Annotated in this window: 14 protein-coding genes; 3 read left to right on the top strand and 11 right to left on the bottom strand. The window is 70.9% G+C overall.

Going from position 1 to position 14,635, the window contains the following annotated elements; all coding sequences use genetic code 11:
* Positions 1-133: 133 nt before the first annotated feature.
* From O7616_RS06805 to paaA, 8 genes are all read right to left on the bottom strand, one after another.
* Positions 134-1,795 carry a hypothetical protein gene (locus O7616_RS06805; protein WP_282306074.1) on the bottom strand — a complete coding sequence of 554 codons (1,662 nt, stop codon included), beginning with the start codon at positions 1,793-1,795 and terminating at the stop codon, positions 134-136.
* Positions 1,796-2,226: 431 nt separating this feature from the next.
* Positions 2,227-3,417, bottom strand: a complete 1,191-nt coding sequence (gene mqnC / locus O7616_RS06800; RefSeq protein ID WP_282306073.1) for a cyclic dehypoxanthinyl futalosine synthase — start codon at positions 3,415-3,417, stop codon at positions 2,227-2,229.
* A gap of 188 nt (positions 3,418-3,605) precedes the next feature.
* Positions 3,606-4,715, bottom strand: coding sequence for a 1,2-phenylacetyl-CoA epoxidase subunit PaaE (paaE, locus tag O7616_RS06795; RefSeq protein ID WP_282306072.1), 1,110 nt, complete (start codon positions 4,713-4,715; stop codon positions 3,606-3,608).
* Positions 4,712-5,188: a 1,2-phenylacetyl-CoA epoxidase subunit PaaD gene (gene paaD, locus O7616_RS06790; RefSeq protein ID WP_282263124.1), complete on the bottom strand. Its 477-nt coding sequence runs from the start codon at positions 5,186-5,188 to the stop codon at positions 4,712-4,714. The genes paaE and paaD overlap by 4 nt, the downstream gene beginning before the upstream one ends.
* On the bottom strand, positions 5,182-5,907 hold the full coding sequence (gene paaC, locus O7616_RS06785) for a 1,2-phenylacetyl-CoA epoxidase subunit PaaC (RefSeq protein WP_282306071.1): 726 nt from the start codon (positions 5,905-5,907) through the stop codon (positions 5,182-5,184). The genes paaD and paaC overlap by 7 nt, the downstream gene beginning before the upstream one ends.
* Positions 5,904-6,056 carry a hypothetical protein gene (locus O7616_RS06780; protein WP_282306070.1) on the bottom strand — a complete coding sequence of 51 codons (153 nt, stop codon included), beginning with the start codon at positions 6,054-6,056 and terminating at the stop codon, positions 5,904-5,906. Before O7616_RS06780 ends, paaC begins: the two co-directional genes overlap by 4 nt.
* Complete coding sequence (gene paaB, locus O7616_RS06775; RefSeq protein ID WP_238668904.1) at positions 6,053-6,337, bottom strand: 1,2-phenylacetyl-CoA epoxidase subunit PaaB; 285 nt, start codon at positions 6,335-6,337, stop codon at positions 6,053-6,055. Before paaB ends, O7616_RS06780 begins: the two co-directional genes overlap by 4 nt.
* A 32-nt stretch (positions 6,338-6,369) precedes the next feature.
* The gene (gene paaA / locus O7616_RS06770; protein WP_282306069.1) at positions 6,370-7,443 is read right to left on the bottom strand and encodes a 1,2-phenylacetyl-CoA epoxidase subunit PaaA; all 1,074 of its coding nucleotides are present in this window, start codon (positions 7,441-7,443) and stop codon (positions 6,370-6,372) included.
* 373 nt (positions 7,444-7,816) lie between these two features.
* Between paaA and O7616_RS06765 the strand changes: the two genes are divergently transcribed.
* On the top strand, positions 7,817-8,803 hold the full coding sequence (locus O7616_RS06765; RefSeq protein ID WP_282306068.1) for a hypothetical protein: 987 nt from the start codon (positions 7,817-7,819) through the stop codon (positions 8,801-8,803).
* Positions 8,803-9,765 carry a hypothetical protein gene (locus tag O7616_RS06760; RefSeq protein ID WP_282306067.1) on the top strand — a complete coding sequence of 321 codons (963 nt, stop codon included), beginning with the start codon at positions 8,803-8,805 and terminating at the stop codon, positions 9,763-9,765. Before O7616_RS06765 ends, O7616_RS06760 begins: the two co-directional genes overlap by 1 nt.
* 94 nt (positions 9,766-9,859) lie before the next feature.
* Here O7616_RS06760 and O7616_RS06755 read toward each other — a convergent pair whose 3' ends face one another.
* Genes O7616_RS06755 through O7616_RS06745 form a run of 3 tightly spaced genes read right to left on the bottom strand, consistent with a single transcriptional unit; the run spans position 9,860 to position 12,656 of the window.
* Positions 9,860-10,711, bottom strand: coding sequence for a menaquinone biosynthesis protein (locus O7616_RS06755; RefSeq protein ID WP_282263130.1), 852 nt, complete (start codon positions 10,709-10,711; stop codon positions 9,860-9,862).
* The gene (locus O7616_RS06750; protein ID WP_282306066.1) at positions 10,663-12,030 is read right to left on the bottom strand and encodes an MFS transporter; all 1,368 of its coding nucleotides are present in this window, start codon (positions 12,028-12,030) and stop codon (positions 10,663-10,665) included. Before O7616_RS06750 ends, O7616_RS06755 begins: the two co-directional genes overlap by 49 nt.
* A gap of 41 nt (positions 12,031-12,071) precedes the next feature.
* Entirely contained in the window at positions 12,072-12,656 is a 585-nt protein-coding gene (locus tag O7616_RS06745; RefSeq protein WP_282306065.1) for a winged helix-turn-helix domain-containing protein, read from the bottom strand.
* A gap of 606 nt (positions 12,657-13,262) precedes the next feature.
* On the opposite strand from O7616_RS06745, the gene O7616_RS06740 reads away from it, so the two are divergent.
* Complete coding sequence (locus O7616_RS06740) at positions 13,263-14,513, top strand: HNH endonuclease signature motif containing protein (protein ID WP_282306064.1); 1,251 nt, start codon at positions 13,263-13,265, stop codon at positions 14,511-14,513.
* Positions 14,514-14,635 lie beyond the last annotated feature (122 nt).

The raw sequence follows: 14,635 nt of genomic DNA, 5'->3' as shown, positions 1-14,635 counted from the left end.
CCGCCGCTCGCTGGGTGGTGCGCCTCCGGCGCGACGACAGGGCTGGGTGGTGCGCCTCCGGTAGCGAAGGGCGGGGTGGTCGCCCACCCCGCCCGCTCGTCGTACCTGTGGTCCGTTCGTCAGGACGCCCGGGTCAGTCGGTCGACTTCTCGTCGCTCGGGGAGACCAGGACGACCTTGCGTCGACGGGAGAGCACCAGCAGCGCTCCACCGACGAGCAGGATGACCACTCCGATGCCGCCGATCAGGCCGACCTGCACCCCGGTCACCGGCAGACCACCACCGCCCGGCCCGCCACCGGCGGAGCCGCCGCCGGGAGCAGGCGAAACGGTCGTGCCGGGCGTCGGCGTACCACTCGCCGTCGGCGTGACCGTCGGGGTCGGCGTCGCTGTCACCGTCGGAGTGACAGTCGGCGTCGGCGTGACCGTCGGGGTGGGCGTCACCGTCGGAGTGGGCGTCTCCGACGGGGTCGGCGTCTCCGACGGGGTCGGCGTCTCCGACGGGGTCGGCGTCTCCGACGGGGTCGGCGTCACCGTCGGGGTCGGCGTCTCCGTCGGAGTGGCCGTCGGCGTCGGAGTGGGCGTCTCCGTCGGGGTCGGCGTCTCCGTCGGGGTCGGCGTGACCGTCGGAGTCGGCGTCACCGTCGGAGTCGGCGTCACCGTCGGAGTCGGCGTCACCGTCGGAGTCGGCGTCACCGTCGGAGTCGGCGTCACCGTCGGAGTCGGCGTCACCGTCGGAGTGGCCGTCGGCGTCGGAGTCGGAGTCGGCGTCGCGGTCGGCGTCGTCGTCGGGGTCGGGGTCGGGGTCGGCTCCACTGCCACCTCGACGAAGACGTCGAAGACCGCCTGGTTGTCGCCCTCGTCGACCTCGGTGAACGCCTTGCGCTGAGCGGTGCTGGCCCGCGCGGGCTTCTCCTCGGCCGTGCCGGCGGCCGCGTCCAGACCGTGCGCGACCAGCTCGCCGACCCGCAGCACCGGCTGGGTGACGTCCTTGCCGACTGTCACCTTGATGTCCGCCGTGTAGTAGTCACCGGGCCGGATCACCGCGCCGTCGTCCTGGCAGAGCGCCTGGGCGACGCCGAAGGTCTGCGCGGTGCAGGTGTCCGGCAGGGTGTCGAAGGTGACGCCGGCGGGGAGGGTGAGCACGTAGGCGACGCCGGTTGCCTTGCGGCTGCCGTCGTTGTAGATCGCCCAGTCGACCGGCACGGTCTCGCCCGGTCGTACGGGGCGGAGGTTCGGGTCGTCGCCGGTGACGCCGTTCACCACGACGTTCGCGTTGACGTCCTGCACCCAACTGGTCAGGTCGTAACCGGGCTCGGTGACGGTGATGTCGTGCCGGACCCTGTTGTCTTCCTTGTTGGGGTCGTCGGTGGCCGAGCGGATGTTGACCACCAGAGCGCCGGCGGCGCCCCGCCCACCGATGGAGAAGACCGGGATGCCGAAGTCCTCGCTGGTGCCGGCGGCGAGGTCGCCGAGGCGGCAGGTGAACTTCTCGCCGTTCACCTTGCAGCCGTCAGGCACCACGACCCGGACCTTGCCGGTGTCGAGCTTGCTGGTGTCCACGGTGTAGCTGACGCCCTTGGCGTCTTCCTTGCTGCGGGTGTTGTCGACAGTGAACTTGAACGGCTTGCTCTTGGCCTCCGTGACACCCTTGGCCAGGTTGTAGCTGAGCGGTACCAGGGCCAGATCGGCCTCCTCGGCCGCCAGTACCGGAGCGGCCACGGCGGCGATGCCACCGGCCGCGAGTAACGCCACGACACTGGCGCGCACCAGCGTCGAACGGTGGAACGCTGTCATCAGTCCCCCGGGGGTAGGGAAGAAAGAGAGTGTGTTGCGGAACGAGCGGACGCTATCGGAGGCCGATCTCGCACGCCAGCGGGCGCACCCGTTTTTCATCCGTCCGGCCCGAGCTGGCCAGACGGTACGGGCGAGATGGTCACCCATCCCGCCCGTACCGCCGTGCGTTATATGAACGACCCGCAACGGGCCGATGGAGGACGAACCCACGACGAGGACCTTCAGACCATCCGCCACCAGCACGATCGCACCGGTCTCGGCAAGCCACGGTGGCAACGGATACGAGCCGCGACGCTAGCCGTCGGCGATCATCTCCACCACCCCCACGCCGGGCAGCCTGACGGAGCGGCGACCGGGACCACCCGTACCGCCGGGGCGTTCCGGCGGGAGCATGAGTGGCGGTCAGCCGAACGGCCGGGCCTCGACACGCGTCAGTTGACCTCGACCAACGGCAGGGACTTGCCGGCGCCGCCGCCGGGCAGCGCGATCGAGGAGAAGTGCGAGACCACCCGCTCGTCGGTCGGGTCGTCGGCCGGCGTGTGGTGCACGGCGATCCGGTTGTAGAGGGTGTCCCGCTGCGCGGGGATCCGGTCCGCCGAGCGGATCATGCCGATCAGCTCGTGCAGGTTGGAGCGGTGCCGCGCACCGGCGGAGGAGATGACGTTCTCCTCCAGCATGATCGAGCCGAGGTCGTCCACGCCCATGTGCAGCGCGAGCTGACCGACGTCCTTGCCGGTGGTCAGCCAGGACGCCTGCAGGTGCGGCACGGTCTCGAAGAAGAGCCGAGCCACCGCGACCAGTCGCAGGTATTCCAGCGTGGTCGCCTGGGTGCGGCCCTTGAGGTGGTTGTTCTCCGGCTGGTACGTCCACGGGATGAAGGACCGGAAACCCCGGGTGCGGTCCTGCACGTCCCGGATCATGCGCAGGTGCTCGATCCGCTCGGCGTGCGTCTCGCCGGTGCCCATCATCATGGTGGCGGTCGACTCGATGCCCTGCCGGTGGGCCAACTCCATGACCTCCAGCCAGCGCTCGCCCGACTCCTTGAGCGGCGCGATCGCCTTGCGGGGCCGCTCGGGCAGCATCTCCGCACCGGCACCGGCGATCGAGTCCAGACCGGCCGTCTTGATCCGGGCGATGGCCTCGTCCAGGCTCACCCCGGAGACCTTCGCCATGTGCAGGATCTCGCTCGGGCCGATCGAGTGGATGACCAACTGCGGGTACGCCTGCTTGACCGAGGAGAACAGCTCCTCGTAGTACTCCACGCCGTAGTCCGGGTGGTGCCCGCCCTGGAGCATCACCTGGGTCGCGCCCAGCTCGACCGCCTCACCGCATCGGCGAAGGATCTCCTCGGTCGGGTGGGTCCACCCTTCCTGGTGCTTGGGCGCCCGGTAGAACGCGCAGAACTTGCACGCCGTCACGCAGACGTTCGTGTAGTTGATGTTGCGGTCGATCAGGTACGTGACGACGTTGTCCGGATAGCGCCGCCGGCGCACCGCGTCCGCCGCCTCGCCCAACGCGTGGAAGGGCGCCTCGGTGTAGAGCAGCAACGCCTCCTCGGGCGTGATCCGCCCGCCGTCCGCACCGCGTTGCAGGATGTCGTCGATCTCCCGGCTCACCGTCACACCCCGAGCCTACGTCGACCCCGGCCGGTCCGGCCGAACCGGGGACGACGATGTGACCCAGTCCGACCGACGTGCGACGGGTCGACCCACTCCAGGTCGGCGACATGGGGGTGTCTGGGTGGCGTGATACCGCCACCTCGCCGATGTGGGTGTGGATCACCTGAGCGCCAGGCACCGCCGGTCGACTGTCAGGCGTCGTAGTCGACGGTGAGCTTGTCGGTCGTCGGGCTGGACTGGCAGGTCAGCACGTATCCGGCGGCCAGTTCGTCCGGCTCCAGCGCGTAGTTGCGGGCCATGGTGACCGCGCCGTCCACGACCTTCGCCTTGCAGGTCGAGCAGACACCACCCTTGCAGGCGTACGGCAACTCGCCGCGCACCTTCAACGCGGCGTCCAGCACCCGCTCCTCGCGACCCATGGTGAAGCTCGACGACCGACCGTCCAGCACGATCGTCACCTCCGCCCCGGCACCGGCCTGGTCCACCGGGCGGCGGACCGGCTCCGGCGGCGCGTCGACGTGGAACAGCTCGGTGTGCACCGCCGACTCGGGCAGCCCTCGACCGGTCAACACGTCCCGGACGTCGACCACCATGCCGTACGGGCCGCAGAGGAACCACTCCTCGATGAGGTCACCCGGCACGATGCCGCCGAGCAACCGGCCCAGCCGTTCCGCGTCGATCCGCCCGGAGAGCAGCGGGGACTCGCCCTGTTCCCGGGAGAGCACGTGCACCAGGTGCAGGCGGCTGGGATAGCGGTCCTTCAGGTCGGCCAACTCCTCGGCGAACATGACCGTGTTCGCCGTGCGGTTGCCGTACACCAGGGTGAAGGTGCTGGCCGGCTCGACGGCCAGGGCGGTCGCGACCAGCCCGAGCACCGGGGTGATGCCGGAGCCCGCGACGACCGCGCCGTAGTGCCGCACCCGGTCCGGCGCGAACGCCGTGGTGAACGTGCCCAGCGGCGGCAGCACCTCGACCGTGTCGCCGCTGCGAAGCGCCCCGCAGGCGAACGCCGAGAACGCGCCACCGGGAACCTCCCGCACCCCGATCCGCAACCGGCCGTGCCGGGCCAGGTCGTCGGGGGTCGAGCAGATCGAGTACGACCGCCGCACGTCGGTGCCGTCCTCGGCCACCCGACGGACCGTGAGGTGCTGGCCCGCGCGGAAGGCGAAGGTCTCCCGCAACTCCTCGGGTACGGCGAAGGTCACCGCCACGGAGTCGTCGGTGAGCCGGTCGACGGCGGAGACCGCCAACCTGTGGAAGACCGGCCGTCGCCGGACCGGACGGGTGATGGTGACAGTCACAGCGCCTTCAGGTGGTCGAAGGGTTCGGAGCAGGAGCGGCATCTCCACAGCGCCTTGCACGCGGTGGAGCCGAACCGGCTGACCTGCTCGGTCTCCGGCGACCCGCACCGCGGGCAGCGGACCGCGAGGGTCAACGGCACGACGCCGGCGGCCGGAGCCGGAGCCGGCGGTGCGATCCCGGCGGCGGCGAGCTTCGCCCGCCCGTCCGCGGAGATCCAGTCGGTGCTCCACGGTGGGCTGAAGACGGTGCGGATCTCGGCGTCGGGGTGACCCGCCACCGCGAGCGCGCGGCGGATGTCGGCGCGGATCACGTCCATCGCCGGGCAGCCGGTGTAGGTCGGGGTGATGGTGACGGTGACCCGACCGCTGTTCGGATCCTCCTCGACCGCCCGCAGGATGCCCAGCTCGTCGATGGTGATGACCCGGATCTCCGGATCCACCACCGACGCGGCCGCCGCCCTGGGGTTCACCACTGTGCCCCGGGGTGGGCGCGGTGCAGCACCTGCATCTCGGCAAGCAGGTACGCCAGGTGCTCGGTGTGCACGCCGGTCCGTCCGCCACCTGGCGCCCAGGCGCTCTCCGGCCGGGTGAGCGTCGCCTCGGCCAGCACCGCGCCGACGGTCTCGTCGAACGCCGGGCGCACTGTGACCGGGTCGACCGGCGCCGCCGGGTCCGCGACGAACAGCTCATGGGTGTACGGCCACACCTGGTCCACGGCAGCCTGCATCCGACGGTGCGACTCCTCGGTGCCGTCGCCGAGCCGCTTCACCCACAGCGCGCCGTGGTCCAGGTGGTACGCCGACTCCTTGCGCGCCTTCGCGCCGATCGCGGCCAGCCGCTCGTCCGCGCAGTCGACCAGCGCGGTGTACAGCGGCAGTTGGTACGCGGCCAGGAAGAACAGCTTCGCCATCGTCACCGCGAAGTCGCCGTTGGGCAGCTCGACCAGGAGCGCGTTGCGGAACTCGCGGTCGTCGCGCAGGTACGCCAGCGCGTCCTCGTCCCGGCCCGCGCCCTCCAGCTCACCCGCGTACGACAACAGCAGGCGGGCCGCGCCGAGCTGGTCGAGGGCGATGTTGGCCAGCGCGATGTCCTCTTCCATCTCCGGCGCACGGGTGGTCCACTCGGCCAACCGCTGCGCCGCGATCAGGGCGTCGTCGGCGAGGCCGACCGTGAAGTCGAACGGCTTGTTCACGCCGCCACCTCGCTGCGCTCGGCGGCGGCGCTGCTGAGTCGGCTGGTTCGCTCGCTCCGCTCGCTTCCCGCAACCACCTCGCTGCGCTCGGCGGTGGCGCGAAGCGCCCCGCTGCTGAGCCGGCTGGTTCGCTCGCTCCGCTCGCTCACAGGTGGGCCACCCCGTCCGGCACCTCGTAGAAGGTGGGGTGGCGGTAGACCTTGTCGGCGGCCGGGTCGAAGAAGGCGTCCTTCTCGTCCGGGCTGGAGGCGGTGATCGCGCCGGCCGGCACCACCCAGATCGAGACACCCTCCTGGCGGCGGGTGTAGAGGTCCCGGGCGTTGCGCAGGGCCAGCTCGGCGTCGGGGGCGTGCAGGCTGCCGACGTGGGTGTGCGACAGCCCGCGTCGGGCCCGCACGAAGACCTCCCACAGAGGCGAATGACTCGTCATGCCGGATTGCTCGGCTCGCTCACTACGCTCGCTCACGCGGCCGTCTCCTTCTGTCCCGCCCGCTTCGCGGCGTACGCCGCGGCGGCCTCGCGTACCCATGCGCCGTCGGCGTGCGCGGCCCGGCGGTGGGCGATCCGTTCCCGGTTGCACGGCCCGTCGCCGGAGATCACCCGCATCAGCTCGTCGTAGTCCGGCTGGGTGTAGTCGTACGCCTGCCGCTCCTCGTTCCAGCGCAGGTCATCGTCGGGGATGCGCAGCCCGAGGATCTCGGCCTGCTGGACGCACATGTCGACGAAACGCTGACGCAGGTCGTCGTTGGAGAAGCGCTTGATCTTCCAGGCCATCGACTGGGCGGAGTGGGTGGAGTCGCCGTCCGGCGGGCCGAACATGGCCAACGACGGGTACCACCAGCGGTCCACCGCGTCCTGGGCCATCGCCCGCTGCCCCGGGGTGCCGTGCGCCAGGGTGTGCAGGATCTCGTAGCCCTGCCGCTGGTGGAACGACTCCTCCTTGCAGACCCGGATCATCGCCCGGGCGTACGGGCCGTAGGAGCAGCGGCAGAGCGGCACCTGGTTGACGATCGCCGCGCCGTCCACCAGCCACCCGATCGCGCCCACGTCGGCCCAGCTCAGGGTGGGGTAGTTGAAGATCGAGCTGTATTTCTGCTTTCCGTCGAGCAGCAGCTGGACCAGCTCGTCGCGGCTGATGCCGAGGGTTTCGGCGGCGGCGTAGAGGTAGAGACCATGGCCCGCCTCGTCCTGCACCTTGGCCAGCAGGATGGCCTTGCGCTTGAGTGACGGGGCCCGGCTGATCCAGTTGCCCTCCGGCTGCATGCCGATGATCTCGGAGTGGGCGTGCTGGGCGATCTGCCGGATCAACGTCCGCCGGTACGCGTCGGGCATCCAGTCCCGTGGCTCGATCTTCTGCTCGGCGTCGACGACCTCGGCGAAGTACGCGGCCAGGTCCTCGTCGGGTGTGGGGCCGCCACGCCGCCCGCGAGCCGCTGCCGCGCGCAGGTCGGCCTCGGCGGCCTCGACCTCGCCCAGCAGGCCGCCGCCGGGCCCCTCGTCCGGAGTGCCCGGGGCGGAGAAGTCGTTGCCATACATGAGGCTAAGTGTTACAGCTTGCGCCTCGATGCGCCAGGGGGTGTAACAGGAATCCGAGGATCCCATCCGTGACGGATTGAGCGCTTTACGTCACCTGGGCCGGTCGTAAACCCCAGTGACTTAGGCCACGAAACAAAGGTGAATCCACACAACAAAGGCATACCGGTCGCATATCCCGCCTTTATCGCAGGTTGCCTAGTGTCGAAGTCTGGCGGGTCGCACAACCGGACGTAGACTTTCCGCCGTCACACCGATCGGCTTCCGACGATTGCCGCGAAGGACAGAGGCCACCTCCCCCGGCCTCGGCGGTCGGCCGGTCCGTCCGGACAACAAGCCGGTCCCCCCGGCCCTGACACCTGGAGCTCACCCACTCATGCGATCTCGCGTGACCATGGTGCTCGCCATCACGGCGGTCCTGCTCGGCGGCGTCCTCCTGGTCCCCGCCGCGTACGCCCGGCTCTCCGACGGCGACAGCAGCGGAGGCGGAGGCGGCGCCTCGACAGTCGCCGCGCCCGCGCCCGCGCCGCCACCGCCCCCCACGCTTGCTCCCGGACCGGTGTCGGTGAGCTTCAAGGGTGACTTCTTCTCCTGGGCGCTGATGGACCGGGAGACGGGCAAGATCTCCGGGTCGCCGAACATGACCGCGACCAGCTCCACCGAGTCGATGATCAAGGCGTGGATCGTCTCCGACTACCTACGGCAGCTCGGTGACAAGGAGCCGACGGCGGCGTTGAAGAAGGCTGCCAGCCTCGCCATCATCGACAGCAACGACAGAGCGGCGAACGAGGTCTACGCCGCTGCTGGTGGCTCCTACCGCGTGTTGCCGAACGGGCAGATCGGTCCGGTCATGCAGCGGGCGATCAAGATCTGCGGGCTGACCGACACCAAACGGGGCAACGTCCCGAAGTACGAGGGCTGGTGGAGCTTCACCCGGATGTCTCCTCGTGACGCGGTCCGCGTCGGCAACTGCATCGCCGACGGCCGGGCTGCCGGCCCGAAGTGGACGAAGTGGGTGCTGGACCAGATGGCCAAGGTCAGAGGCACCACCGCGGCGAAGGACCAGCGGCCCACCTCGGGCGGCGGGCGCTGGGGCATCATCGACGGCCTACCAAAGTCGATCACCGCCCAGGGCCCGGTCAGCATCAAGAACGGCTGGACCCCGATCAACTACGACGGCAACTGGCACGTCAACTGCCTCGCCGTCAACGACAAGTGGAGCCTCGCGGTGATGCTGCGTTACCCGATCAAGAGCGGTCTGGACTACGGCGCGAAGGTCTGCGCGAGCGTGGCCACCCAGTTGGTGACCCCGCAGCCCGGTGCCGCGCTCAAGGTGCCGCAGCAGCCGGTCGGGAAGCTCTGATGGCCGGAGACCGTCGGACCAGCCGGCGCGACGGCGCCGAGGCGTCCCCGCTTCGGCTGGTCGCGATCGCGGTCATCCTGATCGGGTTGGTGCTGGTCTCGCTGCGGCTGCTGCCCGGGTCACCGTTCGAGTCGGCCGCCGCCGCCAAGTGGGGCGACGCCGGTGCCACGACCAACGATCGGACCACGGGTTCGGCCACCGACCGCAGTGCTCGCCAGCCGGCCCCGCCGTCGCCCAGCCCCAGCCCGTCGTTGGAGCCGCTGCCGTTCGTGGCGAAGAACCTCGACCTGGACATCGAGGGTTGGTATTCCTGGAGCGTGCTGGACCGCCGGACGGGGCAGATCATCGGTTCCAAGAACATGGGCGAGACCAGCACGACCGCCTCGTTGATCAAGTCTTGGATCGTCGCCGACTACCTGCGTCGCTCGGCCGACACCGGCCAGACGCCGAGCGACGCGAAACTCGCCGACGCGACGCGGATCATCCGGGACAGCGACAACACCCGCGCCGAACAGTTCTACAACCAGGTCGGCCGGGACGCCTCGATCAAGCGGCTGATCTCCATGTGCAAGCTGACCGACAGCAGTGTCGCCCCTGACAAGGGCTGGTCCCGGACGGCGCTGTCCCCACGCGACACGGCCCGCCTCGGCAACTGCATCGCCACCGGCACCGCTGCCGGGCCGAAGTGGACCAAGTGGCTGCTCAACGAGATGAAGCTGGTGCGCGGCGCCGGTGACTTCGGCATCCGGAAGGCCTTCCCGGCCGCCGAGCAGAAGCAGATCGCCATCAAGAACGGGTGGATCGACCGGACGAAGGAGCAGGAGATGCACATCAACTGCCTGGCGATCGGGGACACCTGGACGATGGGCGTGATGGTCAGGTACCCGATCAACATGGGCTACGACTACGGCATGAAGAACTGCGAGAAGATCGCCGAAGCGTTGCTGCGCCCCGGCGTCTGAGCCGCGCTCCCGATCGCCCCGCCCGACCAGGCCGCTGGTCGGGCGGTTCGCGTTCCGGCCTGTCGCTCGGCTGGCTCCCCGGCTCCCGGCTCGCTCAGCCGGCGAAGAACTCCGGGCCGCCGTCCGGCAGCGCCGGTGCCTCGCCGATCGCGGTGGCCCGCCGGGCCCACTCGCGTAGCCCCTTGATCTGGCGGTCGCCGAGGGAGAAGTCCAAAGTCCGGAAGTACGTGGCGAGCGTCGCCGCGTCGAACGTCTCCCAGCGCGCCGCCGCCTCGGCGACCTGGTCCAACTCGGCCAGGCAGAGGTCCCGCGAGCGCAGGAACGCCTCGTGCACCTCCTTGACCATGCCCGGGTGCGCGGCGGCGAAGTCGCGGCGGACCGCCCAGACCGCGAAGACCATCGGCAGCCCGGTCCACTCCCGCCACGCCTGCCCGAGGTCGGTGACGGTGAGGCCCCGCTGCGGCGCCTCGTAGTACGCCCGGAGAGCCACGTCCCCGATCAGCACCGCGGCGTCGGCCTCCAGCAGCATCTGGGTCAGGTCCGGCGGGCAGCGGAAGTAGTCGGGTCGGACACCGTACTGCTCGGCGAGCAGCAGCTGGGCGGTCATCACCCCGGTCCGTGAGGTCGAGCCGAGCGCCACTCGAGCGCCGTCCAACTCGCCGAGCGGTCGGGTGGAGACCATGTTGACCGAGAGCACCGGTCCGTCACTGCCCACCGCCAGGTCCGGCAGGAGCAGCAACTCGTCGGCGTGCTTCAGGTACTCCAGCAGCGTGATCGGGCCGATGTCGAGGTCACCGGCGACCAGTGCCGCGCTCAGCCGGTCCGGCGAGTCCTTGTGCAGGTCGACGTCGAGCAGGGCTCCGGAGCGCATCAGACCCCAGTAGATCGGCAGGCAGTTCAGGAACTGGATGTGCCCGACCCGCGGGCGTGCGATGCGCTCAGCCATGACCCGACCGTATCCCCGGCCTCGGGTTCCGGCTCGGCGGGCCGGCCCGGAGTGGCCAACCCCGCACCGCGGTGTCGTCCGTCGGCCTCGCCCGACGACGGCCGCCGTACCGCCCGGGCGACCACCGGCACGAACGCCGACACCACCAGGAGACCGGCCAGGCCCGCCCCGGCGATCAGTGGGCGGGGCGAAACAGCGGTGAGCAGCGCGCCGCCGATCAGGTAACCGGTCATCGAGCCGCCCTGCACCGCCGCGCCGTAGCCGGCGTACGCCCGGCCACGCATAGCCTCCGGCACCCGGCGGCTGATGAGCAGGTTGGCGAAGACGTTCTCGCCGCCGTTCGCCGCACCGGCCACCAGCCAGAGCGGCACCAGCAGACCGGCCGTCGGCACCCCAGCGGCGAGCAGCACCAGCAGACTGCACACGGCCAGGCTCACCAGCACCCCACGGATGAGAGCCGCGTCGTCGTCGAACCGGCGGGCGAGTCGTGCGGCGAGCCAGCTACCGGGCAGCATTCCGGCCATCCAGGCCGCCCCCACCAGGCCGTAGGTGGTCGCCGAACCGTGCAGCGTCTCCCGGATGAAGAAGACCTCGATCACGTTGATGCCGCCGATCGCCGCGATCACCACCGCGGTGCTCGCCACCATGACCAGCATCAACGGGTCACGACGCAGTCGCCAGCCCAGCTCCGTACCCCGGTGGCTTTTTCCGCCGGCGGGCCCCGGCGCGGCGGTGGCGGGTCGGCGGCCGCCGCGCCGGGTCCGCAGCAGCAGCCCCGCGACGACCAGCGCAAGGTAGGTCGCGGCATCGAGGAGCAGGGGTACGCGAGTGCCGAACTGCCCGACCAGCAGACCAGCCAGCGCCGGTCCGCCGAGCGCGCCGAGGGAGACGGCGTTCTGACTGATCGCGCTGGCGCGTGGCAGGTCGGCCGGGCGGACCATCGCCGGCAACAGCGCCGCCAGGCAGGGCTGAGTCACCGCGAGCCCGCAGGCGAGCAGCGCGACGAGGCCCACGACCACGATCGGGTGCTCGGCGACGGCGAGCAACGTGCAGATCACCGCCTGAGCCAGCCCGACGGTCACCAGCAGGGCGCGGCTGTCCACCCGGTCGACGAGCCGACCGGTGAGCGGGGCGAACGCGACCAGCGGAACTGTGGCGGCGAGCAGGAGCCCCGACACGGCGAGCCCTCCCGCACCGGCACCCTGCAACGCCAGCGCGAGCGCGGTGGCGGCGAGGAAGTCGCCGCAGATCGTGGTGCCGCGTGCGATGGCGGCGAGCCAGACGTCCGGCCAGCGCGACGTACCAGTTGCGAAGGACATACTTCGAAAATAATCCTTCACAACTGGTACGCGCAAGCGGACTACGCCAGCGGCACCGTCCGGTACTGCACGGCGACCGAACGCGCCCCCGACGGAGGATCCGCCTGCCGCCGTCGCGCCTGGTACGGCCGAAGCAGCGCCATGACCTGCTCGTTCAGCCCGCTCAACTCCTCGGCGGTCAGCAACAGCAACGTGTCGGTGAAGAGCGCGGTGTCGTACCACTCCTGAGGCTCGCCCCCGGCGCGCCGCAACCAGTCCCGAGTGCGCTCCATGCCCCGGACCGCATGGGCCTCCACCAGCGCCTGCTCGGCCGCACGCGCCTCAGGCCCGGCGTCACGGCCGGCCTCGACCAACACACTCGCACTCGGCACCCGCCACAGCCGCTCGCGCGCATCCCCACGGCTCGGTGCCTGCTCGACCAGACCGAACTTCGCCAACGCGCGCAGGTGATAGCTGGTGGCACTCGGCGACAGCCCGACGATCTCGGCGCACTCGGTGGCGGTCCCGCCGCTCTCGCGACTGTTCAGGTACTCCATGATCGCGATCCGGGCCGGATGGGCCATCGCCCGCATCACCTGCGGGTCACTGATCGTCATCCGACGCGAATCGGGGCGGGCCTCGGTCATGACCCCATGATCCCGGCCGACCTACCGACCCGCCACCACCCCGGCATCCCTTCAGCGACCGGCCCCGGTGCGCCTGGGCGTCCAGCACAGTGGGCCGACCCCCAGCCGGCGCCCAGGCGACGAGGCGTGCCAGGGGTCACGAGGTGCGGCAGGTATGACCCGGGGCGGCGCGGGCAACGCGGGCCCGGCAGGGCGGCGCGGGCAACGCGGGCCCGGCAGGGCGGCGCGGGCAACGCGGGCCCGGCAGGGCAGCGCGGGCAGCGCGGGCAGCGCGGGCAGCGCAGGCAGCGCAGGCAGCGCAGGCAGCGCAGGCAGCGCAGGCAGCGCAGGCAGCGCGAGCAGCGCGGGCAGCGCGAGCAGCGCGAGCAGCGCGAGCCCGGCAGCGCGACGCGGGCAGCGCGACGCGGAGCCCCGGCCACGGTGCCGCCTGTTGCTTTCGGCCCGCCCCGGCGCCCGTTCTGCCCCGGAGCCTCGCCCGCCGCGTGGCACGCACGAACAGCGACGAGCAGGCGGCGACTCGGGGCGATACGACTCGACTCGAAAACATGGCGAGAACATTGATCAACACGGATCAGAATTGTCGTACGTACGTTCTATTCTTTCCCCATGTTGAGTGCGCTGGCGCAGGTGGGTGAGGCAGTCGACGACTGCGCCCAAGCCTCGCTGTGGGCGCTCTCCGACAGTGAGTTGCTCGGGTCCCTCGACGCGGCGCACGTGTTGGCGCAGCGGCTGGCCACCGTTCAGCTCGGTCTGGTGCGCGAGTTGGACAGCCGCGGCCTGGCGACCGCCCAGGGCGCCTCGTCGACAGCCGGGTGGCTGCGGGAACGGCTCCGGCTCACCGGCCGTTCCGCCCGCCACCTGGTTCAGCTCGCCACCACCATCGACGCCGCCCCACCGGCGGTGCGTGACGCGCTGCTCAGCGGTGCGATGTCCGTCGACCAGGGTCGGGTGGTGGCAGAGACGATCGCCGCCCTTCCGCAGGAGGCAGGCCCGGAGGTGGCGGATAAAGCCACCCAACTCCTGGTCGACTGGGCCGACCGATTCGATCCGACCACCCTGGGCCGTCTCGGGGACCGCGTCCTCACGCACGTCGCACCGGACTTGGCCGACCAGGCCGAGTTGGCCGCTCTCAAGCGGGCCACCGAGCGTGCCGAGGCCCGCCGGCACGTCACGCTTTCCGAACAGCACAACGGGCGGGTACGCCTCAGCGGCAACCTCGACACCGAAACCGCGTGTCTGCTTCGAGAGGCGATCGATCCGCTCTGCGCCCCGGCCGGTGAGCACGACGACCGCAGCCCCGGTCAGCGTCGAGCGGACGCGCTGGGCGAAGTCTGTCGGCTCGCGCTGCGCACCGGTGAGCTGCCCGACAACGGTGGCGACCGGCCGCAACTCGTTGTGACAGTCTCGTTGGACGAGCTGGTCAACGGCGTACGCGCCGGCACCCTGGATACCGGCGAACCCCTCACGCCCGGCGCGATCCGGCGTCTCGCCTGCGACGCAAGCGTGCTGCCTGCGGTGCTGGGCGGCAACAGCCAGGTCCTGGACGTCGGCCGCCAGCGCCGGCTCTTCAACGGCCCGTTGCGCCGCGCGCTGGTGCTTCGCGACGGCGGTTGCGCCTTCCCTGGCTGCGATCGGCCGTCCCGGTGGTGCGATGGTCACCACGTCCGGCATTGGGCCGACGGTGGTGTAACGGCGCTGGGTAATGCTGTGCTGCTCTGCGGCTACCACCACCGGCTGGTCCACCGCGGTGACTGGACGATCCGCATCGCAACCGACGGCCGACCCGACTTCCTCCCGCCCCACTGGCTCGATCCGCTGCGCACGCCACGACGCAACCTCTACCACCGGCGCTGCTGATACCGGCAGACATGCCTCCGCGATCGGAAGCGGAGCCAACCGCGTCAGCGATCCTCGACGCCACCCGCATACCGGCGCATCCACACGCCACCCACGCACGCCTGGGCAGGCTGTCCGCGCAG

This window comes from Micromonospora sp. WMMD964, from assembly GCF_029581455.1.
In the GTDB taxonomy this organism is placed as follows: Bacteria; Actinomycetota; Actinomycetes; order Mycobacteriales; family Micromonosporaceae; genus Micromonospora.
The sequence above is the reverse complement of the archived record's forward strand: the minus strand, read 5'-3'. Positions and strand labels throughout refer to the sequence as shown.